Genomic DNA, 25,213 nt, shown 5'->3' with positions numbered 1-25,213 from the left:
CCAATCAGCAGGGAGAGAGTGAATGCTCAGGGAGATAGTGGCGCGTCAGGATTGGCAGACTCAGGCCATTACGTCGGTAAACCGGCTGGCTGCCCATACCCCCATGTTCAGCTGGCGCAGCGAAATGGATGCCAGGGATGATCTGGTCTCCTCTTCCCGTCTCTTGCTCGATGGTGAGTGGCGCTTCTCCTTCTTTGCCGCCCCCGAGCGGGTGCCCGAGAGCTGGCTGGAACAGGATCTGGTGGATGCCAGTCCCATTACCGTACCGGGCAACTGGCAGCTGGATGCCGCCTATCCGGCTGCGCGGCCGCTTACAGACGGCCCCATCTACACCAATATCAAGTACCCCTTTCCCTGCGATCCGCCCCGGGTACCGGCAGAGAACCCTACCGGTTGCTACTCCCGCGAGTTCGATCTGCCCGCCGACTGGCTGGTCAGCGGCCAGAGCCGGATCATCTTTGACGGGGTGAGCAGCGCCTTCCACCTCTTCTGCAACGGCCACTGGGTGGGGTACTCCCAGGACAGCCGTCTGCCTGCCGAATTCGATCTGACCCCTTACCTGCATGCCGGTCGCAACCGGCTGGCGGTGTTGGTGCTGCGCTGGTCCGATGGCTCCTATCTGGAGGATCAGGATATGTGGTGGCTGTCGGGGATCTTCCGCTCCGTCAGCCTGTTGCACAAACCGGCCCGCCATCTGATGGATATGCGGGTGACCCCCGAGCTGGATGCCTGCTATCGGGATGGTCGCCTCAAGATTGCTCTGCAAGTCGCCAATGGGGCCGGTCTGTCGGTGGAGGCCAATTTCTATGACGGCAGCGAGCGGGTTGCGACCCTGCGCCAGCCGATCGGCACCCAAGCCATTGATGAAAAAGGGGCTTATGACGATCGCGCCGAGTTCTGGCTCGACGTGGCTGCGCCGCGCAAGTGGAGCGCCGAGACGCCCCATCTCTATCGCCTGACCATGACCTTGCTTGACGAGCAGGGCCAGGCCATCGAGAGCGAGGCGTGCGATGTGGGCTTTCGGGTGGTGGAGATCCGTGGCGGCCTGCTGCGGGTCAACGGTCAGCCGCTGCTCATTCGCGGCGCCAACCGCCATGAGCATCACCCCGCCAAGGGTTATGCCATCGATCGCGCCACCATGGAGCGGGATCTGCTGCTGATGAAGCGGCACAACTTCAATGCGGTGCGCTGTTCCCACTATCCCAACCACCCAGACTTCTATCGCCTCTGTGATCGGCTCGGCCTCTATGTGGTGGACGAGGCGAATCTGGAGACCCACGGCATGACCCCGATGGGTCGGCTGGCGCGGGATCCCGCCTGGAGCAACGCCTTTCTGGAGCGGGCGACCCGCATGGTGGCACGGGATTTCAACCACCCCTCCATCATCATCTGGTCGCTCGGCAACGAGTCGGGTTACGGCCCGGCCCACGATGCCATGTATGGCTGGATCAAGCGCAGCGACCCGAGCCGTCCGGTGCAGTACGAGGGGGGCGGGGCCGACACTCCGGCGACCGACATCATCTGCCCCATGTATGCCAGAACCCATCAGGATCAGCCCTTCCCGGCGGTGCCCAAGTGGGCGCTGGCCAAGTGGATCGGCCTGCCCGGCGAGAAACGGCCGTTGATCCTCTGCGAATATGCCCACGCCATGGGTAACAGTCTGGGGGGCTACGCCCACTACTGGCAGGCGTTTCGCGATCATCCACGTCTGCAAGGCGGCTTTGTCTGGGATTGGGTCGATCAGGGGCTCGACAAATACACCGCCGATGGCCGCCACTACTGGGGCTATGGCGGCGATTTTGGTGATGTGCAAAACGATCGCCAGTTCTGCTGCAACGGTCTGCTGTTCCCGGATCGCACCCCCCATCCCACCCTGTTCGAGGCAAAACGTGCTCAGCAGCCGTTCCGCTTCACCCTGCTCGAGCGCACCCCGCTGCGGGTGCGGATCGAGAGCGAATACCTGTTCCGGGAAACCGACAACGAGCAGCTTTGCTGGCAGCTGTGTGAGAACGGCCATGTGCAGCTGCAGGGGGAAGTTTCCCTTGAGCTGGTGCCACAGGGGGTGATCGAGTTGACCCTGAGCGAGGCGCTGCCCGCCTTTGCGGCAGACTCACTGGCCTGGCTCGATCTGGCCATCGTTCAGCCACAGGCCACCCTCTGGTCGCAGGCGGAGCACAAGGTCGCCCGCCAGCAGTTCACTCTGCCGACCCCCCTTGCCCTGCCAGCTCCCGCCGCTGCGGCCACCCTGACCGAGCAGCCGGATGGCTGGTTGGTCAGCGCTGCAAACAGTCAGTGGCGGCTCGACAAGCAGAGCGGTCGCATCACCAGTTGGCAAAAATCGGGGCAGGAGCAACTACTGGCCCCGGTGATTGATCACTTCTACCGCGCACCGCTCGACAACGATATCGGCACCAGCGAAGCGGATCACGCCGACCCCAACTCCTGGATTGCCCGCTGGCAGGCGTGTGGCCTCGAGCAGTGGCAGCACCGCTGTTTGGGGATCACGGCCGCCGGAGGGGATATCCGGGTCAGTCACGGCTACTTCCACCACGATGAGCTGTTGCTGGTGAGTCACTGGCATCACCGCTTTGCCGACGACGGTGCCATGAGTCTGGAGATAGAGGCCGAGCTGGCGCAGGCGCTGCCCTCGCTGCCGCGGATCGGTCTGCTGATCCATCTGGCCGAGGTGCCAGCGCGAGCCGAATGGCTGGGGCGCGGCCCTCACGAGAATTATCCGGATCGCCTGCTGGGCGCAGATCTTGGGCGCTGGAGCCTGCCGCTGGAGGCCATGCACACTCCTTATGTTTTCCCGAGCGACAACGGCTTGCGCTGCGATACTCGCCAGCTGCAGCTGGGCAGCATGACGGTGAGCGGCGCCTTCCATTTCAGTGCCAGCCGCTTCAGTCAGCAACAGCTGGCGGCCGCCCGTCACCAGAGCGATCTGGTGGCCGAAGAGGGGTTGTGGGTCTGTCTCGATGGCGCCCACATGGGGGTGGGCGGTGATGACTCCTGGAGCCAGAGCGTGCGTCCGGAGTATCAGCTGATCGCTCGTCGTTACCGCTGGCACTGCACCCTTGGTTGAGTCTTTTGACAACAGCCGGTTAGCGACTAGCCTCAATGCTGCGGAACAGATTGAGTCCGTAAGTTGGTGATTGGATTTATGTTTTTGAAAAATAAGAAAAAGATTCAATGTAACAGAGTGTAATCGTTTTCATTTTGTCGTCATGATCACAGAAGAAATGACAACAAACTGATTACATTGATTGGCGCTTGCTCAATTGCTCGCCACCCTACAACACAGATAGATACATCGGAGCACACACAATGAAAAAAATGACGACCGTTGCCGCCCTGCTGCTGGGCCTGATGGCTGGTGCCACTGCTGCCCACGCTGAAACCCGCATCGGGGTGACCGTCTACAAATATGACGACAACTTCATGGCGGTGGTACGCAAGGCGATCGAGAAGGAAGCGGCTGCCAACCCCGGGGTTGAGCTGCTGATGAACGACTCCCAGAACGACCAGTCCAAGCAGAACGACCAGATCGACGTGCTGCTGGCCAAAGGGGTGAAGGCGCTGGCCATCAACCTGGTTGACCCGGCTGCGGCGCCGGTGGTGATTGAGAAGGCACGCGGTGAAGATATCCCGGTGGTCTTCTACAACAAGGAGCCGAGTGCTACCGATCTGGCCAGCTATGACAAGGCTTACTACGTGGGGACCGACTCCAAGGAGTCAGGGATCATCCAGGGTCAGCTGATTGCCAAACACTGGAAAGCCCATCCGGAGTGGGATCTGAACAAGGATGGCGTGATCCAGTTCGTGCTGCTGAAAGGGGAGCCGGGCCACCCGGACGCGGAAGCGCGTACCTCTTACGTGGTCAAGACTCTGAACGATGGCGGTGTCAAGACCCAGCAACTGCACATGGATACCGGTATGTGGGATACCGCCATGGCGAAAGACAAGATGGATGCCTGGATCTCCGGCCCCAACGCCAACAAGATCGAAGTGGTCATCGCCAACAACGACGGCATGGCAATGGGCGCAGTTGAATCACTGAAAGCACAGGGCAAGAACGCCATTCCGGTGTTCGGCGTCGATGCGCTGCCGGAAGCGCTGGCCATGGTCAAGAGTGGTGCCATGGCGGGTACCGTGCTGAACGATGCGGCCAACCAGGCCAAAGCGACCTTCGAACTGACCAAGAACTTGGCTGAAGGCAAACCGGCCGGTGAAGGCACCAAGTGGAATATCGTCGACAAGGTAGTGCGTGTTGCCTACGTTGGTGTGGATAAAGACAACCTGTCCCAATTCGAGTAATTCCCCCCTCCAGGGCAAGGGAGATCCCCTTGCCCTTTTTTCAACCAGATGTGATGGCTGATATGACAACACAGCAACAATCAGAATGGCTGTTGGAGATGATTGACGTCAGTAAGAGCTTTCCCGGCGTCAAGGCACTCGATAATGTCAATTTACGGGTCCGTCCTCATTCTGTGCATGCGTTGATGGGCGAGAACGGAGCGGGAAAATCCACACTGCTCAAGTGCCTGTTCGGCATTTACGAGAAGGATCAGGGCAAGATCTTCTTCAAGGGGCAGGAGATCAACTTCACCTCCTCGAAAGAGGCGCTGGAAAATGGCGTCTCCATGGTGCATCAGGAGCTCAACCTGGTGTTGCAGCGTACCGTGATGGACAACATGTGGCTCGGCCGCTACCCCACCAAGGGGTGGTTTATCGACCACGGCAAGATGTATGACGACACCAAGCGCATCTTCGATGAGCTCGACATCGACATCGACCCCAAGGTGAAGGTAGCGACCCTGTCGGTCTCCCAGATGCAGATGATCGAGATCGCCAAGGCGTTTTCCTACGATGCCAAGATCGTCATCATGGACGAACCCACCTCCTCCCTGACCGAGAAAGAGGTGAACCACCTCTTCAAGATCATCAACAAGTTGAAGGATAAGGGGTGCGGCATCGTCTACATCTCTCACAAGATGGAGGAGATCTTCCAGCTCTGTGACGAGATCACCATATTGCGGGATGGCCAGTGGGTGGCAACCCAGCCGCTCAAGGGTATGACCATGGATCAGATCATCGGCATGATGGTCGGCCGTGAACTGACCCAGCGCTTCCCGGAAAAAACCAACCAGCCGAAAGAGGTGATCCTCGAGATCGAACACCTGACGGCGAAGAACCAGCCCTCCATTCAGGATGTGACCTTCAACCTGCACAAGGGGGAGATCCTCGGCATCGCCGGGCTGGTGGGGGCCAAGCGCACCGATATCGTCGAGACCCTGTTCGGTATTCGCGATCGCAGCCAGGGCAGCATCAAGCTACACGGCAAAGAGGTGGCCAACCACAATGCCCACGAAGCGATCCGCAACGGCTTTGCGCTGGTGACGGAAGAGCGCCGCTCCACCGGTATCTACTCCCGGCTTGATATCGCCTTCAACTCCCTGATCGCCAACATGGACAGCTACAAAGGCTCCATGGGGCTGCTCAGCGATAACAAGATGAAGAGCGACACCCAGTGGGTGATCGACTCCATGCGGGTCAAGACGCCGACCCAGCAGACCCAGATCGGTTCCCTCTCCGGGGGCAACCAGCAGAAGGTGATCATCGGTCGCTGGCTGCTGACCCAGCCGGAGATCCTGATGCTCGACGAGCCAACCCGCGGCATCGACGTGGGGGCCAAGTTCGAGATCTACCAGCTCATCCTGGAGCTGGCGAAGAAGGACAAAGGGATCATCATCATCTCGTCGGAGATGCCGGAGTTGCTGGGGATCACTGACCGCATCATGGTGATGAGCAATGGCCGGGTCGCCGGGATCGTCAATACCAAAGAAACTGACCAGAGCGAGATACTGCGCCTGGCATCTCTGTACCTCTAGAGACAGGAAGACATTTATGGAGTCGGCTAAAAATTTCAATCTGATGCAGGCGCTCAAGGAAAACGCCATCTACTTGGTGCTGCTGGTGCTGCTCATGGTCATCGTGATCCAGGAGCCCTCCTTCCTGAGCCTCACCAACTTCAGCAACATCCTGACCCAGTCCTCGGTGCGGGTCATCATCGCGCTGGGGGTGGCGGGCATCATCATCACTCAGGGGACGGATCTCTCGGCCGGTCGTCAGGTCGGTCTGGCGGCACTCATCGCGGCAACCATGTTGCAGGCGCTGACCAACGTCAACAAGGTGTTCCCGACGCTGGGGGAGGTGCCCATTCCGGTGGTGATCCTGCTGGTGTGCGTGGTGGGGGCGCTGATCGGTCTGGTCAACGGTCTCATCGTGGCTTACCTGAATGTAACGCCGTTCATTACCACCCTGGGCACCATGATCATCGTCTACGGTATCAACTCCCTCTACTTTGACTCGGTAGGGGCGTCGCCGGTGGCCGGGTTTGATCCCCGCTTCTCCAGCTTTGCCCAAGGGTTTATCCGGATAGGAGGATTCAAGCTCTCGTATCTCACCTTCTATGCCGCCATCGCCAGCGTCTTTGTCTGGGTGCTGTGGAACAAGACCCGCTTTGGCAAAAACATCTTCGCCATTGGCGGCAACCCGGAAGCAGCCAAGGTTTCCGGCGTCAACGTGGCGGTCAATCTGGTGATGATCTATGCGCTGGCGGGGGTCTTCTACGCCTTCGGCGGCATGCTGGAAGCGGGCCGGATCGGTAGCGCCACCAACAACCTCGGCTTCATGTACGAGCTGGATGCCATCGCGGCGTGCGTGGTGGGCGGGGTGTCGTTTGCCGGCGGGGTGGGAACTGTCGCGGGTGTGATCACCGGCGTACTTATCTTCACCCTGATCAACTATGGTTTGACCTATATCGGGGTCAGCCCTTACTGGCAGTTCATCATCAAGGGCGGCATCATCATTCTGGCGGTGGCCCTGGACTCCATGAAGTACGCCAAGAAGAAATAACGATTGGCAGGGAGGGTTGGCAGTGCCAGCCCTCTCTTCTGGAGGGAACCCATGCCATTCAAGGTCAAGATTTACCTCTTGCTGCTACTGGCCATTCTGGTCACCATCGGCACCGCCGGGCTCAGCGTCAACCACTTCATCAGTGGCTACATTCGCACTCAGGCCACTCACAACATCAACGAACAGATCACCCTGGTCAAAGAGAAGCTGGCCAGCGACATCAATCAGAAAATCCTGTTGGCCGCCAACCTCAACTTCGGGGTGACCAACGTCAAGAAGACCCTGCAAGAGACCGGCTTTCACAACATCGTCAAGGTGATCGGCGACATGGCATTCGACGTGAGCGGGGTCATCAACGACAGCGCCAAGGTTGATGCCCTGCGCAAGCGGATCCCCGCCGCCAACAACCAGATCACCGTCAGCCCGCTGCAACAGGTGGATGGCAAGCCGGTCATCACCATTCTGGTGCCGCGCGGCGCCGATTCCGCTTATCTCTACTACCTCGACATGAGCGAGTTCAAAAACCTGCTGGAGAAGATGAGTGGCGCTGGTCGCTACTTCTCGCTGGCCGACAGTCAGGGCAACCGCCTCTATGACAGCAAGCCGCAGGGGGAGAGCGAAGCGCGCCCCAATCAGCTGGATATCCGCGGCAGCAGCTGGACGCTGACCGGCTATGTCGACCTCGACTACATCCAGGCCATGACCCGGGCACTCAACGGCCAGATCATCATGGCGCTGCTCGGCGTCGCCGTGGTGGTGATGGTGCTTGCCATACTGGCGCTCAACGTGGCTTATCGCCCCATCCTGTCGCTGCGGGATCTGGTGCTGGAGCTCTCTCGCGGCAGTGGTGATCTCACCCGACGGTTGGCGGTGACCAGCAAGGATGACCTTGGCCAGATCTCGGCTGGGATCAACCGTTTTATCGAGCGGTTGCAGGAGATGATGGGGGAGGTGCGGCAGGCGAGCGGTCAGCTCAACAGCGGCATCGAGGGGCTGGCCAGTCAGACCGGCGCCGCCCAGTCCCTGCTGGCTGACCATGTGCGCGAGACCGAGCAGGTGGTGACCGCCATCAACGAGATGAGCCGCACCGCGGTCTCCGTCTCCGAGAGTGCAGCCAGTACCGCCCGACTGACCGGCCAGAGCCAACAGCTGGCGAGCCAGTCCCGTCAGGTGGTGGATCAGGCGATGGCCAGCGTGATGGCGCTGGTGGACGAGGTGGAGGAGACCGCCCGCTCCATCGAAGCGATGCAGCAGGATGTGCAGCAGATTGGTTCTGTGCTGGGGGTGATCGGCAGCATTGCCGAACAGACCAACCTGCTGGCCCTCAACGCCGCCATCGAGGCGGCCCGCGCCGGTGAGCAGGGGCGCGGCTTTGCGGTGGTGGCAGATGAGGTGCGCTCCCTCGCGGCCCGTACCCAGAAGAGCACCGCGGAGATCCAGACCATGCTGGCCAGCCTGCAGCGGGGCACCCAAACGGTGGTGGATGCCATGGGTAACACCAAGCAGAGCTGTCAGGGGGCGGCCGAGAACACCACCAGGGTCAACGAGTCGCTGGATCTGATGGCGGGAGAGGTCGTGGAGATCAACGATCTCATCAGCCATATCGCTACGGCTGCCGAGCAGCAGAGCGCGGTGGCCGAAGAGATCAATCGCAACATGAGCGCCATCGCCGAAGTGATCCGTCAGCTGACCCACAATGGCGAAGATACGGTGGCCAGTTCAGCGGCGATGGGGCAGACCTACGACCGATTGCGGGAGATAGTGGGCCACTTCCGGTTGGAGTGAGGCCGGTGTTTAGCCAATAACAAAACAGGGCCATTCGGCCCTGTTGTTGTTTTCCCGTCTGCCTGAATCAACCGGCCTTGCGGCGCAGATAGACCCCGGCTTCCATGTGATGGGTCCAGGGGAACTGGTCGAACAGAGCGAAACGGGCGATCTCGTGGGTCTCGCCCAATACCGCCATGTTGGCCTGCAGGGTCTCCGGGTTGCAGGAGATGTAGAGGATGTTGTCGTACTCCTGCACCAGCTTGACGGTGGCATCGTCGAGACCGGCGCGGGGCGGGTCGACGAAGATGGTGTTGCACTGGTAGCTCTTGAGGTCGACCCCTTTCAGGCGGTTGAACTCCCGCTCACCACGCATCGCCATGGTGAACTCCTCAGCCGACATGCGCAGGATGATCAGGTTGTCGACGCCGTTGGCGGCGATGTTGAACTGGGCGGAGTCGACGCTCGGCTTGGCGATCTCGGTGGCCAGCACTTTGCGGAAGTTCTGAGCCAGCGCGATGGAGAAGTTGCCGTTGCCGCAATAGAGCTCCAGCAGGTCCCCTTCGCTCCCCTTGGTCACATCGAGCGCCCAGGCCAGCATCTGCTCGTTGATGGCGGCGTTGGGCTGGGTGAAGCTGTTCTCCACCTGTTTGTAGGTGAGCTGGCGACCCGCCACGTTGAGCTGCTCGATGACAAAGTCATCCCCCAGACAGATCTTCTGCTTGTGGGCACGGCCAATCAGCTGCAGCTCGAACCCCTTGGCGCGCAGATCGGCCTGCAGCGCCTCGGCAGCCTGTTGCCACTCTGCTTCCAGCTTGCGGTGATAGAGCAGGCTGACAATGATCTGGCCGGACTGGGTGGAGAGGTAGTCAATCTGGAACAGCTTGCGGCGCAGCACCGGGTGTGGGCGCAGCCCCTCCAGCAGCAGCGGCATCAACTGGTTGATGAGGCGGCTGGCGGTGGGGAAGTGATCTATCTTGATGATCTCTTTGGTCGCCGGGGCATACATGCAGTGGAAGAGGTCGTCCCCTTCGTGCCAGATGCGAAATTCGGCGCGCATCCGGTAGTACTCCGCCGGTGAGCTGTGCACTTCCAGCGCCGGAAGGGTGAATCCGGTAAACAGCTCGGTGAGGCGAGCGCTCTTTTCGTCGAGTTGGGCCTGATAGTCGGCAGGGGTTCGAGGCGCCGGAGCGTTCGCGGAAGGCTGTTGGGACTGGGTCATAAATACCTCACATGCACACCGGCCGGGCCGGGTCGAAATCGCGGGATGGCAACAGGCCACCCAAAGGGGCCCGATTTTAAAAGCCAGCCGCAGATTGTCCAGCATTTTGTGGTCAAGAAGTGTTCAGTCAGGCCGATAGCTGATCTACAGGCATGGTGGGAGGACACATTATGCAGATCGAAGGCGTGGGCGCAGCCCAACCCAAGGGAGTGGGTGTTTCTCCCAAATCGCCGCAACAGGCGGAGTCGAAACAGGTCAAGAGCGAGGAAGAGGTCTCCTTGCACAAGCCGCCCAAGTGGGCGCAGGTACTGATCCAGCAGGCGCTGCAATTCTCGCTGGAGATCAACGGCCAGGGCTATCAGGCGCCGAAGGTGAAGGAGCCCGAGGAGATCACGCCGGATACCCTGTTCGACTTCCAGTCGGTGGCGGACAACGTGTTGCAGTTTGTCACTGGTCGACTGGGGGCGGCCCGTGCCGATGGCAAGTCCGATGAGGATCTGACCGGCATGATGGATCAGGCTCGCAAGGGGGTGGACAAGGGCTTTGGTGATGCCCGCAAGCAGCTCGGTGACTGGGCGACCGACAATGAGGATATCAAGACCGGTATCGATCAGAGCTACAAGCTGATCCAGAAGGGGCTCGACGAGTTCGAGAAGGAGTTCTTCGGCAAGGTCTCCCCGACCGACATGGGGGCGGCCGAGATGGCCAGCCGCCAGCAGGGCACGTTGGAGATCCAGACCAAGGATGGCGACAAGGTGGTGCTGCGCTTCAACGACAGCTGGCAGACCAAGTCCCAGAAGGATGACAGCGGCAGCCAGTTCAGCCTCAAGTCGAGTCAGAGTTTCAGCTTCTCGCTGGAGGGAGACCTTAACAGTGAGGAGATGGACTCCATCGGCAAGCTGGTGAAGGGGATCGACGATCTGGCCGGAAATTTCTTCTCCGGCAACTTCGATGATCTGCTGAAAAAGGCGGGCGATCTGAAGCTGGATGACAGCCAGCTGACCTCCTATTCGCTCAAGCTCAAGCAGAGCGTCAAGCTGAGTCAGACCTATCAGGGGGCCAGCTCCCTGCAGGAACTGCTCAAGCCGTTTGCCGACTATCTGCCCAAGCTGGATCAGGTACAGAAACAGGCTGATGCTGTGCTGCCGGATTCCCAGCAGCAGGCGTTGACCCCGGCGGTACTGGCTGCCCGTGGTCAGGGCGATCCGGCGCAGGTGAGCAGCTTTACCAGCTTCAACCAGCGGATGCTGGAGGCGTTGCGGATGATCAACCAGTTCCAGCCCTCCACCGAGCCCGCCGGCAAGCGCGTTTGAGTCGCCATCGTGCCATTCAAGCTATAACCTGCCGTTTGCCAGCCCTTCCCGGGGCTGGCAAACTGGCCTTTTCTCCAATCCGGTTGCCCCATGAACCCCAAGAAGCCAAGAGACAAGCGCGAGCTCTGCTACCCCTTTATCTTCGAAACGTCGCTCAAATGTGATTTTGAAATCGCCACTGACGAGCTCTGCTGTCAGGTCGGGGCCGTGCTGTCACACCTTGCGCCGGATGCCGATACCGAGCCCATGCTGGCGGATCTCGCGGCGTTGCAGCGGCTTATCTACAACCTCAACGGCTCGGTGCGCGGCAAGCTGGGGATCTTCGACGCAGACCTTGAGTGGCTCAAGGCCCGTTACGACCACTACAACGAGGCGAGCCGGGGGAGCGTCACCGGTTTCGTGCTGCCGCAGGGGCCGCAGCCCATTCCCACCCTCCATCTGTGCCGCTGCGGCAGCAAGAAGGTGGTGCGGCTGCTGGTACGGCTGGAGGAGAGTGGCGTCAGCTTCGACCCTATTCTCTATCGCTTCGCCAACCTGCTGGCCAACTTCTTCTTTGTGCTGACCGTCTACCTCAAGCAGCGCTGGCAGGTGCCGGAAGTACCCTACGTCAGCATCAACTACTGACCTCGCTGCGTAACGGGCCAGAGGCCATCGTGGATTGAGTGGAATAAAAAACCGGAGCCTTGGGCTCCGGTTTTGCTTTTCAGCGCGTCAGCCGCTCGCTCAGCTGGAGATCAACACCCTGGCCGAGTTGGCGGGGATGGTCAGCTGCACCTCGCCCTGTACCACTTCGAACTTGTCGCCGTTGAAGGCGTCGGTGAAGCGGCTGGCCGGGCTGGCGGTCTGCCACAGGGGCAGGCTGATGGTGCGCGGCTCGCTGGGGTGACGGTTGCAGGCCACCACCACCTGATCGCTTTGCAGGGTGCGGGCGAACACATAGCTGTGGGGCCCGGCGTAGAGGGTCTGGATATCGCCCCGGCGCAGGGAGGGGCGCTGGCGGCGGATCTGGATCAGGCGGCGGTAGTGGTCGTGCAGCACATGATCCCAGGCGGTGGTCTCCCACGGGAAGCAGCGGCGACAATCCGGATCACTGCCCCCCGACAGTCCCACCTCGTCACCGTAGTAGATGGACGGCACGCCGATATAGGTGAGCAGCAGGGTGGCGGCCAGCTGCATCCGCTGCTTGTCTTCACCCAGCAGGTGGAGGAAGCGGGCGGTATCGTGGCTGTCCAGCAGGTTGAACTGGGCCAGCTGGTTCTTGAACGGGATGTGGGCCCGCGCCAGCTTGAGCCAGCGATCCAGCTCCTCGGCGCTGATCTTGATGGGGTGGTAGGCGATATCCTGCCCCGCCAGGAAGGCGCGGATCGGGTGGGCGAAGCCATAGTAGTTCATGGCGCCATCCTCCTGATCCCCTTGCAGCCACTGGCTCGCCTCGAAGAAGTGTTCGCCGAGCACGTAGGCGTCCGGGTTCTCCTGCTTCACCGCGCCGCGAATGGCGCGCACATGGCTGCGGTTACCCTCGGCGGTGCCGCGTTCCCCCAGCATGTGGATGACGTCGAAGCGCCAGCCATCGATCTGGTAGGGGGCGCGCATCCAGTAACGCAGGATGGCGTCATCGGCCCGATAGACGGCGTCCTGCACCTTTTCGCAGGAGAAATCGAGCTTGGGCAGGCTGCGGATGCCCTTCCAGCTGATGTAATCCCCTTCGTTGTCAAAGGTGTAGAAGCTGCGCCACGGCGAATCCGGGTTGCTGTTGGCCCCCAGCGGCGGGCAGAACCAAGGGTGCTCGGTCGAGGTGTGGTTGACCACCGCATCGAGAATGATCTTCATGCCGCGCTGGTGCAGGTTGCGGGTCAGCTCGGCGAACTGCTCGTTGCTGCCGAGGTGGGCATCGACCTTGAAGTAGTCCTGGGTGTCGTACTTGTGGTTGCTCGGCGAATCGAAGATGGGGTTGAGATAGAGCGCCGTCACCCCGAGGGATTGCAGGTAGTGCAGCTTGGCATCGATGCCTGCCAGATCGCCGCCATAGAATTCGCAGGCACCGTGCCCCTCTTCGTGGCCGCTGACCGGTTCGCCCCACGCCTTGCTGATCACCGCCTTGCCGCGGTACTCGTACTCGTGATGCTTGACGCTGAGGGACGGATCGCCGTTGCAGAAGCGGTCGGGGAAAATCTGGTAAAAGACCTGATCCTGCACCCAGGCTGGCGGCTGATGCAGGCTGTTGAAGCGAAAATGCTGTTCCCGTGGCGGCATGGACGCGCTGACGCCCGCCCCGTGCAGCCACCACTGCTCCTCATCGGTGAGGCACTTGAAGCAGTAAAGATGGATATCCTGCCCCTTGCTGAGCGGCAGGGTGGCCTGCCACACCTGCAGCCTGTCGCGGGTGGAGACTGCCGTCATCGGGATCAGGTACTCCTCGTTATCCGGCTCGTGGCGCAGCCACACCTCGCGGATCGGGGTGTCCAGTTCGCTAAAGAGGGTGAGTTGCAGTGCGTCGGCGCTCTCTTTGAACCAGGGCGCCACCTGGGGATGAAACAGAAACGGATGGGTCATGATGCTTATTGAGTCAGAAGATCGGCGAGGGCATTACCCTGTTCGTGAAGCGTTTCGAGCTGGCCTGCCAGCGACTTGGGATCCAGTCCCAACTGGTCGGCGAGCGGTTTGGGGAAGCGGGCGATGATGGCCTGGGCAGGCACTCCCGCATTCCAGGCGAAGGAGATAAAGACAGAGAGGCGGATCAGCACCGCCTCCTTGCTGACCGGATCATGGGAGAGCGGATCAAGCTGCTGGGAGATGGCGTCCACGAAGCTCTCCGACAGGTTCCAGCGCCGCGCCAGTTCGGCCCCGAGCTGGGCATAGTCGTAACCCAGCATCTCCCGCTGGGCCTCGACCCGGCTACTGCCGTTCTGCAGCGCCATATTGATGAGCTCTGCCTCTTCCGGCAGGGTGCTCTGGATGAGCAGTTCGCCGATGTTGTGGATCAGGGCGCAGGTGAAGGCGGTTTCGGGATCCAGCACCTTGGCCTCCTGGGCCAGGGTCTTGGCGATGGTGGCGACCTGGAAGGTCTCGGTCCAGAACTTGTTCTTGTCGAAGCTGGGTGGCGCCTTGAAGCTGCCGATGATGCCGGAGGCGACCACGATAGAGCGTAACCGGTTGAAACCGAGCCGGATCACCGCCTGTTCGATGGAGGTCACTTCGTTGCCCCGGCGCAGGGCAGCCGAGTTGGCCATCCGCAGCACCTTGACGCTGATCACCTGATCCATGGCGATCTTGGCCGCAATCTCGTCGATGCGGGCATTTTCGTCGTTGAAGCTCTGCATCAACTCATGCAGCAGCTTGGGAATTGTGGGGAGTTGTTTGATCTTGTCAAACAGACGATCCATCGACATGGCTGAGGCAGCCTCCATTGCGAACTCTGCCTCATATTGTGCCACAGCCGGACAACATGTTCCTGTTTGTGATGCCGGTTTGTGAGCGTTAGAGCACCCAGTCGCGCAAGGTGTATTCCAAACGGTGCTGTTTGCCCTGCAGGATCAGGGTCTGGCTGGAGCCACTCAGGGTGGCGCCCTCGGTCAAGGTGGTCAGTACGGCCTGCTCGATGGTGTCGAGCGGCGGCATGCAGGCCATCTCGGTGCTGCCCAGACTGGTGACCCACAACTTGTCATTTTCCAGATGGCCCTGACCGAAGTAGCGGTTGCAACCGGCGATGCCGTTAACGGTGAAGTGTTCGCCGATCTCGAAATCGGGGGGATTGTCGCGCAAGGCGGCGACCGGTTCGCCATCCAGTTTGCTCAGTACCCAGTGGTGATGTTGCAGATCTTGCTGAACAAAGGCGGTCGAGCTGCAGCCAGCGAGCAGTAACAGGGGGATCAGCAGAAAGGGCAATCTGGGCATGAGGGGGCTCCGGTTGGGGGAGCGTCAAGAATACCCTTTTTGGGCGTTTGGGAGCAGGGCGCGAGAGGGGACGACCGACCGCTTCTGTCGTCCCTTGTCCCGCGTGACTGTCGCTTAATGGCAACACCCGGGTGATGTTGCCATCGATTTGCGCTATCTCAGGGCTCAGTTGGCGAACAACCGCTCGGCATAATGGGCGAGGGCCGTGGCAATTGAACCGACGTCATCACCCCCTCTTGAGTGGGGAGTGATGGTGCGGCTTGCTCTATCTCAGGGATCAGTTGGCGAACAGCCGCTCGGCATAACGGGCAAGACCGGCGGCCACCGAGCCGAAGTCATCACCCCCCTCGAGCGGGATGGCCGGGAGCTTCTGGCGGATAAAGCTGGCGATCAGCGGCGAGCGGGCGCTACCGCCGGTGACGAAGATGCGATCCGGCTGTACACCGGCATTGGCAATGGCTTCATCCATCAGCTCGCCAATCTTCTCCAGCAGCAGGGCCGAGGCGTTGGCCAGCTGTTCGCGGGTCAGCTCCGCTTCCAGCCCTTTTTCCAGCTCGGCCAGCGACTGGCGATTGAGCTCCTGCTCCGAGAGGGCGATCTTGCCCTGCTCGGCGCGCCACACCAGCTGGTGGCTCAGCTTGTGGGCCCGCAGACTGGCCAAACGCCCCAGCTTGCTGCCGGGTTGGCTGTCGAGCTGCAGATCCTGCAACTGGCGGGCGGTGTCGAGGCTGTAGAAGCGGCTCTGGGCGCTGACGTCGTTGATGGCGGCGGCATCCCAGAACAGCGGGTGGGGCAGCGGCTTGCCGGTCTTGAGGGTCTCGTGCATGCCGAGCAGCGGCATCATCCCCTCTACCGTCAGGCGGATGTCGAAGTCGTTGCCGCCGATCCGCTGGCCGCTGTGGCCGAGCAGATCGCCGCTGCGATCCAGCTGATCGCGGTAGCTGGGGCCCATTCGCAGCATGGAGCAGTCGGTGGTACCGCCGCCGATATCCACCACCAGCACCACGGCGTCTTCGGTGAGGCGCGCCTCGAATTCAAACCCGGCAGCCACCGGCTCATAGAGGAACTCCACCTGCTCGAAACCGGCCAGACGGGCCGCCTCGGTCAGGATGGCGATAGCTTGCTGGTTACTCTCTTCCCCCGCCAGACCCTGGAAGTTGACCGGGCGGCCAATCACCGCCTGGCGGATCGGGGCACCCAGTTGCTGCTCCGCCTGCTGGCGGACGTGGAGCATCATGGCGCAGACGATGTCTTCAAACAGGGCGATCTGGGGGGCCTTGAGGCCGTAGGCACCGAGGAAGGATTTCGGCGACTTGATGTAGTAACCGTCGTCCGGCTCCTCCAGATAGCGCTCCAGCGCAGCGCCGCCGAAGCTCAGCTCGTCGATCAGCCCCTCTTCGCGCATCTGGCGGCGAACCATCTGGGCACGGGTGACCACGGGGCCACGCAGCTTGAGGTACTCCGCCTGCTGGGCCGGTGCCAGCCCTTCGGCCAACAGACCGGCGATGGCATCCCGGTGGGGAGCATGCAGGGTGGAGGGGAGATAGCGGGATGCGCCGAGATTGAGCAGCCTGGGGCTACCTTGTTCCATCACGGCCACGGCACAGTTGGAGGTACCGTAATCAAATCCGATGAACATGCTTGCCAGACTCCTGAATAAAAAAGGAGGGCTGGCCTACCCGAAGGTGCCGGGTCTCACAACCCGACGCACAGTCGGAGGTGCAGTGAGCAAATCCGATCAACATGGGCGCCAGACTCCTGAATAAAAAAGGGGGGCTAGCCTACCCGAAGGCGCCGGGTCTCACAACCCGGCGCGTGATGAAGAGAGGGGGTGCCCTTATTCCACTTCGTTGTCGGAGCGGCCCTGGCGCTCGATGGCCTGAATGTTGCCGAGGGTGGTATCGGCGATGGCGTGCAGCGCCTCGCGGGTCAGGAAGGCCTGATGGCCGGTAAACAGCACGTTGTGGCAGGCCGACAGACGGCGGAATACGTCATCGGTGATCACCTCGTTGGACTTGTCGGAGAAGAAGAGATCTTCCTCCTCTTCGTAGACATCCAGCCCCAGCGCGCCGATGCGGGAGGTCTTGAGCGCCTCGATGGCGGCGTTGGAGTCGAGCAGGCCGCCACGGCTGGTGTTGATGATCATCACCCCGTCCTTCATCTTGGCGAACGCCTCCTGATTGAGCAGGTGGTAGTTCTCCTTGAACAGTGGGCAGTGCAGGCTGATGACGTCGGACTGGCGGAACAGGGTGTCGAGATCCACATACTCGGCCCCCAGCTCGATGGCGGCCTGATTAGGGTAGGGGTCGCTCACCAGCAGGCGCATGCCGAAGCCCTTGAGAATGCGCAGGGTGGCGATGCCGATCTTGCCGGTGCCGATGATGCCGGCGGTACGGCCATGCATGTTGAAGCCGACCAGCCCTTCCAGCGAGAAGTTGGCATCGCGGGTGCGCTGATAGGCCTTATGGATGCGGCGGTTGAGGGTCATCATCAGACCGACCGCGTGCTCTGCCACCGCTTCGGGGGAGTAGGCGGGTACCCGCACCACTTTCAGCCCCAGCTCCTTGGCTGCGGCCAGATCCACGTTGTTGTAACCGGCACAGCGCAGGGCAATGACCTGGGTGCCGTTGGCAGCCAGTTCGGTCAATACCTCGCGGTCGGCGTCGTCATTGACGAACAGACACACCACCGGGAAGCCGTGAGCCAGCCGGGCCGTCTTGGCCTCCAGCCGCACATCGAAAAACTCCAGATCGAAGCCGTACTGGCTGTTGGCCTGGGTGAAATGCTCTTTGTCATAGTTCTTGGTACTGAATACAGCGACCTTCATGGTGTGTGCTCCGTAACGTGTGTGTGGTTAAATTACAACAAAATGGGCCAGCTATCACCGGATAAACCGGCTGGTTATTGTCCCCACGGCATGATGGGGACCGCGCTGACTGCACTCTTGTACGAACCATCCACCAGTTTGGTGCTGTAGGTCAGGTAAACCAGCGCATTGCGTTTTTTGTCGTAAAAACGCACCACTTTTTGCTCCTTGAACACCAGCGAGGTGCTGACGTCGAACACCTCTTCCCCCGCTTTCAGCTTCTCGGGCAGGGTGATGGGGCCGATCTGGTGGCACGACAGGGAGGCGTGGGAGGGATCTTCCGCCAGCCCCAGTCCGCCTTTTACGCCGCCGGTCTTGGGGCGCGCCAGATAGCAGGCAACGCCATCGATGCGGGGATCGTCGAACGCCTCCACCAGGATCTTGTGGTTGGGGCCAACCAGCTTGAAGGCGGTGCTCACCTCGCCAATGGGGTCAGCCTTGTCGGCCAGCGCCGGGCCGACGAACAGGGCCCCCAGCAGCAGGGGCAGGGCGTAGCGAAGGGCGTTATTGCGCGTGTGGCGGTATGACATGATCTCTCCTGTTGGCCCGGCTCCCTTCAGTAGGGAAGGCGCAAGCGACGATAGAGGCTGGCAAGCACCCAGGCGGGGCCTATCAGCAGAAATTGCAGGTCGGCTAGGAAGGAGGGGCGCTTGCCCTTGATCCTGTGGCCGACAAACTGGGCTATCCAGAGCAGCACAAACGCCGCCACGGCGGGCCACAGCAGCGGCCCCTGCCACTGGTAACAGATCCACAGTCCCAGCGCGGTCAGCCCCGCCATCCCCGCGAACAGCGAAAATGACAGCGACAGATAGAACAGCAGTACCGGGATCGCCGCCACAACTGCCCAGTTGAGGGGCGCGGGCAAGGGCCCGGCGGGCAGGCTCCAGAGCAGCCCCAGCGAGCAGAGATAGATCCCCGGCACCGCCAGCTTGTGGATGGCGACGTTGACCGGATGGCGATGACTCTGGCCGTACTCCTCAAACCACTGTTCGATTCCCTTCATGGCACCTCCCTGGCGCGCTGGTTGCGTTATGACTCCCCCCGGATGCGCGAGGGGACGTCTGCAGCATGATGGCGGAACGGGCTGGCCAATACCAGATGACTGCCCCGAGCCTGCTCACTGATTACCGCGCGGCGGGTATCGAGGCAAGGGGCGTATCGGCGGCCGCCCCGTATCTCGCGTTCACCCCTGACATGATGTGCGTGCAACCAAGGCGGATCGCTGCGCAGCCACTGCTGGTCAGGATCGGCTGATGGCCTTGCAGGGCTTGTGGCGTGCGGTAACCGCCTGCCCGGAGGGTAACCCGTCGCTATAAATGTAATTTATGGATTTTTGTGAAATGACCCAACTTTAACTTATACCGCGTCCGATCCCGCTCCCTGTGCCCCTCTCTGCCTGTCAGCCGTCAACACGGGCCCATGCCCGATCCCGGGCACACTATCCGGCTGCATCAGAATGGGTTGCTGCGAGGGTGGGGATGAAGCACCGCCCCTCGCGGGGCGGCTGGCCTGTTATCCCTGCGGGGGATAATCCCAATATTGGGCCGGAATGGATTTTAGCAATGGGGTCATGTCCGGGTTTGGCAAGGCGATGGTGACCCGCTGATCGAGGTTGGCGCTGGCCAGCGCTTCGCGGATCTTCGGATTTTCATTGAAGAATTTCATAAAGCTGCCGTCGGCATAGGCTCGCTCCAGTCCGGTCTGAAGCGCCTTGGCCAGCTTGGGATATTCGGGGCTGACGAAGAAGAACTGGGCGAAGGGGTAGCGGATCAGCAGATGTTGCTCGATGGCGAGGTTGGGATATTGCGCCACCAGCTCGCTGCGCTCGGCGAAGATCTCCACCATGGCGCGCGGAAAGAAATCGACCTTGTCGCCGTCGTTGATAAGGCGAAACAGGCTGCTGAAGCGGCCGGAGAAGGTCGGGATACCGGCATTTTCCAGGATCTTGTTGTCGGCCCAGCCCACCCCTTGCGCCGCCTTCATCTGTTTCAGATCAGCCAGGGTATTGATCTGGTTGAACTTTTCCTGAGCGTCAGCGTGGATGAACGACAGCCGCAATCCTTCCAGCCCGCGAAACAGCGGAATGGGGACGGCAATCAGGGAGGATTCGAGTGCGCTGGAGGTACCCATCCAGAAGACGTTGATGGTCTTGCCCTTGCTCAGCTGCTGCTGGAGGGTGAACTGGTTGAGATCGAGCTCGACAGGCTGGATGCGAAAGGGTTGTCCGGAGCGGGTGAGCGCCAGTTCCAGCAGTTTGAGCTGGTACTCCTGATCAAGATTGTTGACGGGGCGGCTGGGGACCTTGACCGTCAGAACCTGTGCTTGTGCCAGCAGTGGCAGGCACAAACACAGTTTGATGAGCCATTTCACTCTCTGTTCTCCTGTAGATTCCGGAAGGTGTCCGGAGTCTAACAGAACTTGTCATCATCTTGCTGCCTGACGGTGTGCAAGGTTTGAGCGCAGGGCCCTGCCTTGCTGGCCGTTGTTCGCAGCAGGATGGTGACGGTTCTTGGAAGAATCAGGCGACGCGACGGAACACGTGGGTATCGTTAAATTCCTTGGTGCTCTGGCATTCGACGCAGAAACGGGATTCCGGACGGGCTTGCAGCCGTTTGAGGGAGATCTCGTCACCGCAAGATTCGCAGTAACCGAAGTCCCCTTCGTTCATTCGCTTCAATGCGCCCCGCAGCTTGCGCAGGTGCAGTTTGTCGTGCTCGATGCGGTTCAGCTCCAGACGGCGGGCTTCCTCGATACTGGCACGGTCAATTTCATCAGCCATCTCGTTGGTGTCGGTGGCGATGGCCTGGCTGGCCTGGGAGTTCAGGCGCTCTTCGAGCTCGACGATCTGTCGCTCGATCTGCCCCTTGTAAAAGGCCAGTTGGTCTTCAGTCATGAAATCACACATACGATTAACTACCAGTCAGTTTACTAACCCAATAATCCCTGTTTATGGGGGCTGTCTGCCTACAGACCAAGCCCTTGTATCCCGATTTGCACCTGTTTAATGCAAGAGAGTGCAAATCAGGGCGGGCCTTGTACCAAAAAAATGCAGCCAAGCAAAGCAAATTGGATAAGGATTGTGCGCCCTTGCAAAAAAATGGCCCATTCCACCATGAGATGGCAGGGGTTCCGCGACCTCTTTCGCATTTTGTTGGCATCGGCTTTGCAATGAGCTGAACGGCAGTTTGAAGGGGGTTTTCAGTGTTTAGTATTTGGTGCCGACTTGGTCATTATATGCGCCGTTATTTATAGTTTTTTAAACACGCCTGCTTGACATTGCCCTTGTCGGCGGGCTTTTATGGTGGTGTTGATTACAATTTTATAACAAGGGTGTTCCATATATTAGACACCCTTGCCAATGGCAACCGTAAAGTCGGGGTTTAACATGGACAGTATCAAAGGCTGGATGGAGAGCAATCGCATCACGGAAGTGGAGTGTCTGTTCCCGGATTTCACCGGCAATGCCCGGGGGAAGATCATCCCAGCCAACAAGTTTTTGCGCGAAGGGGGCATGCGGCTGCCCGAGGTGATCTTCACCCAGACGGTGACAGGTGAGTATCCGGATGACGACAGCATGATCGACCCGCTGGAGCGGGATATGCAGCTCTATCCCGACCCCAACACCATCCGTTTCGTCCCCTGGGCGCTGGAGCCGACTGCGCAGGTTATCCACGACTGTTTCGACATCAACGGCAAGCTGATCGACATCGCGCCGCGCTCCGTGTTGCGTCGGGTTCTGTCATTTTACGAGAAGCAGGGCTGGAAGCCGGTGGTCGCTCCCGAGCTGGAGTTCTATCTGGTCAGGCGCAACGAAGACCCCGACTATCCGCTGGTGCCGCCGGTGGGCCGCAACGGCCGCCCGGAGACCGCCCGCCAGTCGTTCAGTATCGATGCGGTCAACGAGTTCGACCCCATCTTTGAAGACATGTATGACTACTGCGAGGCGCAGGAGCTGGAGGTCGACACCCTGATCCATGAATCGGGTGCTGCCCAGATGGAGATCAACTTCCTGCACGGTGATGCCATCGATCTGGCGGATCAGGTGTTCCTGTTCAAGCGCACCATGCGCGAGGCGGCTCACAAGCACGGCATCTACGCCACCTTTATGGCCAAACCGATGAGCGACGAACCCGGCTCCGCCATGCACATCCACCAGAGTCTGGAAGATGCGAACGGCCACAACCTGTTTGGTACCGAGGAGGGGGGCAATTCGGCGATGTTCATGCACTTTATCGCCGGTCTGCAGAAATACACCCCGGCGGTGACCGCCCTGCTAGCCCCCAACGTCAACTCTTACCGCCGCCTCACCTTCGGCGAGAGCGCACCGCGCAACGTTCAGTGGGGTGTAGAGAACCGCACCTGCGGCCTGCGCGTGCCCTTCTCCGAACCGAGCGCCCGTCGGGTAGAGAACCGCTTTGCCGGTGCCGATGCCAACCCCTATCTGGCGCTGGCCGCGACGCTGGCCTGCGGCTATCTCGGCATGATGGAGAAGCTGGAGCCGCTGCCGGAGATGAAGTCGAGCGCTTACGAGTTGCCCTACAGCCTGCCCCGCTCACTGGAGGAGGCGCTCAGCCATCTCGAACAGTGCGAGCCCATCAAGGAGATGCTGGGTGAGCGCTTCACCCGTGCCTTTGTGGCGGTCAAACGCAAAGAGTACGAAACCTACTTCGGGGTGATCAGTCGCTGGGAGCGGGAGTTCCTGCTGCTGAACGTGTGATGTTGGTGCGTGCCCGCCACGCATCGCCCCAAAACGGGGAGGCCAATCCCGGCCTCTCCCGCTCATATCGAAGGAACCGAGGAGCAAGCAATGCAGCATACGACTCGTGAGTGGCAGCAACTGGATGCTGGCCACCACCTGCACCCCTTTACCGATTTTCAGGCCCTGAACAAAAAGGGGAGCCGCATCATCACCAAGGCCAGCGGCGTCTATCTGGAAGATTCCGATGGCAAGCGCATCCTGGACGGCATGGCGGGCCTGTGGTGCGTCAACATGGGCTATGGCCGTCAGGAGCTGGTGGAGGCCGCCACCCGCCAGATGCAGCAGTTGCCCTACTACAACCTCTTTTTCCAGACCGCTCACCCGCCGGTGATCGAGCTGGCGACCCTGCTGGCCGAAGTCACGCCGTCCCATCTCAACCATGTCTTCTTTACCGGCTCCGGCTCCGAGTGCAATGACACCGTGCTGCGGATGGTCCGTCACTACTGGGCCAGCAAGGGGCAGCCGGAGAAGCAGGTGATCATCAGCCGCAACAACGCCTACCACGGCTCCACCGTGGCGGGGGCCAGTCTGGGTGGCATGAAGGGGATGCATGCCCAGGGTGGCCTGCCCATTCCCGGCATAGTGCACATCGACCAGCCCTATCACTTCGGCGAGGGGCAGGGGATGAGCGCCCACGAGTTCGGGCTGGAGCGTGCCCGTCAGCTGGAGCAGAAGATTCTGGAGCTGGGGGTGGACAAGGTGGCTGCCTTTATCGGCGAGCCGATCCAGGGGGCGGGCGGCGTCATCATTCCGCCCGACAGCTACTGGCCGGAGATCCAGCGTATCTGCGATCACTACGGTATTTTGCTGATCGCCGATGAGGTGATCTGCGGTTTTGGCCGTACCGGCCACTGGTTCGCCAGCGAAGGGTTTGGCATCAAGCCGGATCTGATGTGTCTGGCCAAGGGGATCACCTCCGGCTATCTGCCGCTCGGGGCTGTGATGGTGGGTGACCGGGTCGCCAAGGTGCTGGTGGAGGAGGGGGGCGAGTTCAACCACGGCTTCACCTACTCGGGCCATCCGGTCTCTTGCGCCGTGGCAGTGGCCAATATCCAGCTTATGCAGAAAGAGAGCATAGTTAAGCGCGTTCATGATACCATCGGCCCCTATTTGCAGCGCCGTTGGGCGGAGCTGGCTGACCATCCGCTGGTGGGGGAAACCCGAGGCAAAGGATTGGTGGCCGCGCTGGAAATCGTCCAGGACAAGCAGACCAACCGGCGTTTTCCGGCGCAGGCAAATGCGGGGATGACCTGTCGGGAGTTCTGCTTTAACAATGGCTTGGTGATGCGGGCGGTAGGCGATACCATGATCATATCGCCCCCCTTGGTCATCACCGAGGAACAGGTTGATGAATTGGTCAATCTGGCCAGGCTCAGTCTGGATCTGACAGCCGAAAAGCTGAAGGGTTGAGGTCGGCCGGGCAGGTTGGCACGCGCATACAATTTGCTTAGGAGACAAGGATGATGTCTTTCAAAACGGGAGTGATCGCTGCCTCTGTGGCTCTGGTCATGGCAAGTGCCGGAGCAATGGCTGAAGAGAAGGTGTTGCACGTCTATAACTGGAGCGACTACATAGCGCCGGATACCCTGGATAACTTCCAGAAGGAGACGGGCATCAAGGTGGTCTATGACGTGTTCGACAGCAACGAGGTGCTGGAAGCCAAGTTGCTGGCGGGTAGCTCGGGTTACGATATCGTCGTGCCGTCCAACCCCTTCCTGGCCAAGCAGATCAAGGCGGGCGTGTTCCAGAAACTGGACAAGTCCAAGCTCTCCAACTGGCAAAATATGGACCCCAACCTGCTCAAGGCGCTCGAGCCGAGCGATCCGGGCAACCAGTACTCCATCCCCTATCTGTGGGGCACCATCGGCTATGCCTACAACGCCGAGAAGGTGAAGGCGGTGCTGGGGGCTGATGCCCCGGTCAACTCCTGGGATCTGGTGTTCAAGCCGGAGAACATGGCCAAGCTGAAAGAGTGCGGCGTCTCCTTCCTCGATTCACCGACCGAAATGCTGCCGGCCGCCCTGCAATATCTGGGCTTCAAGCCGGATAGCCAGAAACCGGCCGAGCTGAAGAAGGCCGAGGAGCTGTTCCTCTCCATCCGTCCCTATACCGCCTATTTCCACTCCTCCAAGTACATCTCGGATCTGGCCAACGGCAACCTCTGTGTCGCGGTCGGTTACTCCGGTGACTTGCAGCAGTCCAAGGCGCGGGCGGCGGAGGCCAAGAACGGCGTGTCGCTGACCTACACCATTCCGAAGGAGGGGGCAGGCAGCTTCTTTGACATGATCGCCATTCCGGCGGATGCCAAGAACGTCGAGGCGGCCCACACCTTCATCAACTACCTGATGAAGCCCGAGGTGATTGCCAGCATTACCAACGTGGTGCAGTTCCCGAACGGTAACAAGGCGGCGACCCCGCTGGTCAATGAAGCGATCCGTACCGACCCGGGTATCTACCCTGACGCGGCGACCCTGCAGAAG

20 protein-coding genes are annotated in these 25,213 nt (G+C 60.6%); 10 read left to right on the top strand and 10 right to left on the bottom strand.

The window, feature by feature from the left end:
• Nucleotides 1–22: 22 nt before the first annotated feature.
• From LD28_RS0107390 to LD28_RS0107370, 5 genes are all read left to right on the top strand, one after another.
• The gene (locus LD28_RS0107390; RefSeq protein WP_033136344.1) at nucleotides 23–3,082 is read left to right on the top strand and encodes a beta-galactosidase; all 3,060 of its coding nucleotides are present in this window, start codon (nucleotides 23–25) and stop codon (nucleotides 3,080–3,082) included.
• A gap of 242 nt (nucleotides 3,083–3,324) precedes the next feature.
• Nucleotides 3,325–4,314, top strand: a complete 990-nt coding sequence (gene mglB / locus LD28_RS0107385) for a galactose/glucose ABC transporter substrate-binding protein MglB (RefSeq protein WP_033136343.1) — start codon at nucleotides 3,325–3,327, stop codon at nucleotides 4,312–4,314.
• A 53-nt stretch (nucleotides 4,315–4,367) separates the two neighbouring features.
• The gene (gene mglA / locus LD28_RS0107380; protein ID WP_033136359.1) at nucleotides 4,368–5,888 is read left to right on the top strand and encodes a galactose/methyl galactoside ABC transporter ATP-binding protein MglA; all 1,521 of its coding nucleotides are present in this window, start codon (nucleotides 4,368–4,370) and stop codon (nucleotides 5,886–5,888) included.
• Between the two features lie 16 nt (nucleotides 5,889–5,904).
• Nucleotides 5,905–6,915 carry a galactose/methyl galactoside ABC transporter permease MglC gene (gene mglC / locus LD28_RS0107375; protein WP_033136342.1) on the top strand — a complete coding sequence of 337 codons (1,011 nt, stop codon included), beginning with the start codon at nucleotides 5,905–5,907 and terminating at the stop codon, nucleotides 6,913–6,915.
• A 51-nt stretch (nucleotides 6,916–6,966) separates the two neighbouring features.
• Nucleotides 6,967–8,700, top strand: a complete 1,734-nt coding sequence (locus LD28_RS0107370) for a methyl-accepting chemotaxis protein (RefSeq protein WP_033136341.1) — start codon at nucleotides 6,967–6,969, stop codon at nucleotides 8,698–8,700.
• A 67-nt stretch (nucleotides 8,701–8,767) separates the two neighbouring features.
• On the opposite strand, the gene trmA is transcribed toward LD28_RS0107370, so the two are convergent.
• A complete protein-coding gene (trmA, locus tag LD28_RS0107365) occupies nucleotides 8,768–9,901 on the bottom strand; it encodes a tRNA (uridine(54)-C5)-methyltransferase TrmA (RefSeq protein WP_033136340.1) in 1,134 nt (377 codons plus the stop codon).
• 170 nt (nucleotides 9,902–10,071) lie between these two features.
• Between trmA and LD28_RS0107360 the strand changes: the two genes are divergently transcribed.
• Together LD28_RS0107360 and LD28_RS0107355 are read left to right on the top strand one after the other, a co-directional pair.
• Complete coding sequence (locus LD28_RS0107360) at nucleotides 10,072–11,214, top strand: DUF5610 domain-containing protein (protein ID WP_033136339.1); 1,143 nt, start codon at nucleotides 10,072–10,074, stop codon at nucleotides 11,212–11,214.
• 90 nt (nucleotides 11,215–11,304) lie between these two features.
• Entirely contained in the window at nucleotides 11,305–11,838 is a 534-nt protein-coding gene (locus tag LD28_RS0107355) for an ATP--cob(I)alamin adenosyltransferase (RefSeq protein WP_033136338.1), read from the top strand.
• Nucleotides 11,839–11,937: 99 nt separating this feature from the next.
• Here LD28_RS0107355 and malZ read toward each other — a convergent pair whose 3' ends face one another.
• From malZ to LD28_RS0107305, 9 genes are all read right to left on the bottom strand, one after another.
• Nucleotides 11,938–13,767 (bottom strand): maltodextrin glucosidase, encoded by a 1,830-nt coding sequence (gene malZ, locus LD28_RS0107350; protein ID WP_033136337.1) that lies wholly within the window; start codon nucleotides 13,765–13,767, stop codon nucleotides 11,938–11,940.
• A 5-nt stretch (nucleotides 13,768–13,772) separates the two neighbouring features.
• Nucleotides 13,773–14,621: an HDOD domain-containing protein gene (locus LD28_RS0107345; protein ID WP_033136336.1), complete on the bottom strand. Its 849-nt coding sequence runs from the start codon at nucleotides 14,619–14,621 to the stop codon at nucleotides 13,773–13,775.
• A 70-nt stretch (nucleotides 14,622–14,691) separates the two neighbouring features.
• Nucleotides 14,692–15,108 carry an META domain-containing protein gene (locus LD28_RS0107340; RefSeq protein WP_033136335.1) on the bottom strand — a complete coding sequence of 139 codons (417 nt, stop codon included), beginning with the start codon at nucleotides 15,106–15,108 and terminating at the stop codon, nucleotides 14,692–14,694.
• Between the two features lie 277 nt (nucleotides 15,109–15,385).
• Nucleotides 15,386–16,747 (bottom strand): molecular chaperone, encoded by a 1,362-nt coding sequence (yegD, locus tag LD28_RS0107335; protein ID WP_033136334.1) that lies wholly within the window; start codon nucleotides 16,745–16,747, stop codon nucleotides 15,386–15,388.
• A 198-nt stretch (nucleotides 16,748–16,945) separates the two neighbouring features.
• Entirely contained in the window at nucleotides 16,946–17,935 is a 990-nt protein-coding gene (locus LD28_RS0107330; protein WP_033136333.1) for a 2-hydroxyacid dehydrogenase, read from the bottom strand.
• Between the two features lie 74 nt (nucleotides 17,936–18,009).
• On the bottom strand, nucleotides 18,010–18,504 hold the full coding sequence (locus tag LD28_RS0107325) for a CreA family protein (RefSeq protein ID WP_033136332.1): 495 nt from the start codon (nucleotides 18,502–18,504) through the stop codon (nucleotides 18,010–18,012).
• Nucleotides 18,505–18,530: 26 nt separating this feature from the next.
• A complete protein-coding gene (locus tag LD28_RS0107320; protein WP_033136331.1) occupies nucleotides 18,531–18,977 on the bottom strand; it encodes an Mpo1 family 2-hydroxy fatty acid dioxygenase in 447 nt (148 codons plus the stop codon).
• A 509-nt stretch (nucleotides 18,978–19,486) separates the two neighbouring features.
• Nucleotides 19,487–20,344 carry a type 2 periplasmic-binding domain-containing protein gene (locus tag LD28_RS0107310; protein ID WP_033136329.1) on the bottom strand — a complete coding sequence of 286 codons (858 nt, stop codon included), beginning with the start codon at nucleotides 20,342–20,344 and terminating at the stop codon, nucleotides 19,487–19,489.
• A gap of 148 nt (nucleotides 20,345–20,492) precedes the next feature.
• On the bottom strand, nucleotides 20,493–20,879 hold the full coding sequence (locus LD28_RS0107305) for a TraR/DksA family transcriptional regulator (RefSeq protein ID WP_033136328.1): 387 nt from the start codon (nucleotides 20,877–20,879) through the stop codon (nucleotides 20,493–20,495).
• Nucleotides 20,880–21,359: 480 nt separating this feature from the next.
• Between LD28_RS0107305 and LD28_RS0107300 the strand changes: the two genes are divergently transcribed.
• The 3 genes from LD28_RS0107300 to LD28_RS0107290 all read left to right on the top strand — a co-directional run.
• Nucleotides 21,360–22,691, top strand: a complete 1,332-nt coding sequence (locus LD28_RS0107300) for a glutamine synthetase family protein (RefSeq protein ID WP_033136327.1) — start codon at nucleotides 21,360–21,362, stop codon at nucleotides 22,689–22,691.
• Nucleotides 22,692–22,781: 90 nt separating this feature from the next.
• A complete protein-coding gene (locus tag LD28_RS0107295; protein ID WP_033136326.1) occupies nucleotides 22,782–24,143 on the top strand; it encodes an aspartate aminotransferase family protein in 1,362 nt (453 codons plus the stop codon).
• Between the two features lie 53 nt (nucleotides 24,144–24,196).
• The coding region (locus LD28_RS0107290) for an extracellular solute-binding protein (protein ID WP_081959451.1) at nucleotides 24,197–25,213 on the top strand (1,017 nt) is incomplete at its 3' end.

The organism is Aeromonas finlandensis, assembly GCF_000764645.1.
GTDB lineage: Bacteria > Pseudomonadota > Gammaproteobacteria > Enterobacterales > Aeromonadaceae > Aeromonas > Aeromonas finlandensis.
This window is presented reverse-complemented; position numbering and strand designations above follow the sequence as displayed.

Coding starts and splice junctions, on each gene's coding strand:
- LD28_RS0107390 (WP_033136344.1), top strand. CDS start 23: ATGCTCAGGGAGATAGTGGCGCGTCAGGATTGGCAGACTCAGGCCATT.
- mglB (WP_033136343.1), top strand. CDS start 3,325: ATGAAAAAAATGACGACCGTTGCCGCCCTGCTGCTGGGCCTGATGGCT.
- mglA (WP_033136359.1), top strand. CDS start 4,368: ATGGCTGATATGACAACACAGCAACAATCAGAATGGCTGTTGGAGATG.
- mglC (WP_033136342.1), top strand. CDS start 5,905: ATGGAGTCGGCTAAAAATTTCAATCTGATGCAGGCGCTCAAGGAAAAC.
- LD28_RS0107370 (WP_033136341.1), top strand. CDS start 6,967: ATGCCATTCAAGGTCAAGATTTACCTCTTGCTGCTACTGGCCATTCTG.
- trmA (WP_033136340.1), bottom strand. CDS start 9,901: ATGACCCAGTCCCAACAGCCTTCCGCGAACGCTCCGGCGCCTCGAACC.
- LD28_RS0107360 (WP_033136339.1), top strand. CDS start 10,072: ATGCAGATCGAAGGCGTGGGCGCAGCCCAACCCAAGGGAGTGGGTGTT.
- LD28_RS0107355 (WP_033136338.1), top strand. CDS start 11,305: ATGAACCCCAAGAAGCCAAGAGACAAGCGCGAGCTCTGCTACCCCTTT.
- malZ (WP_033136337.1), bottom strand. CDS start 13,767: ATGACCCATCCGTTTCTGTTTCATCCCCAGGTGGCGCCCTGGTTCAAA.
- LD28_RS0107345 (WP_033136336.1), bottom strand. CDS start 14,621: ATGGAGGCTGCCTCAGCCATGTCGATGGATCGTCTGTTTGACAAGATC.
- LD28_RS0107340 (WP_033136335.1), bottom strand. CDS start 15,108: ATGCCCAGATTGCCCTTTCTGCTGATCCCCCTGTTACTGCTCGCTGGC.
- yegD (WP_033136334.1), bottom strand. CDS start 16,747: ATGTTCATCGGATTTGATTACGGTACCTCCAACTGTGCCGTGGCCGTG.
- LD28_RS0107330 (WP_033136333.1), bottom strand. CDS start 17,935: ATGAAGGTCGCTGTATTCAGTACCAAGAACTATGACAAAGAGCATTTC.
- LD28_RS0107325 (WP_033136332.1), bottom strand. CDS start 18,504: ATGTCATACCGCCACACGCGCAATAACGCCCTTCGCTACGCCCTGCCC.
- LD28_RS0107320 (WP_033136331.1), bottom strand. CDS start 18,977: ATGAAGGGAATCGAACAGTGGTTTGAGGAGTACGGCCAGAGTCATCGC.
- LD28_RS0107305 (WP_033136328.1), bottom strand. CDS start 20,879: ATGTGTGATTTCATGACTGAAGACCAACTGGCCTTTTACAAGGGGCAG.
- LD28_RS0107300 (WP_033136327.1), top strand. CDS start 21,360: ATGGACAGTATCAAAGGCTGGATGGAGAGCAATCGCATCACGGAAGTG.
- LD28_RS0107295 (WP_033136326.1), top strand. CDS start 22,782: ATGCAGCATACGACTCGTGAGTGGCAGCAACTGGATGCTGGCCACCAC.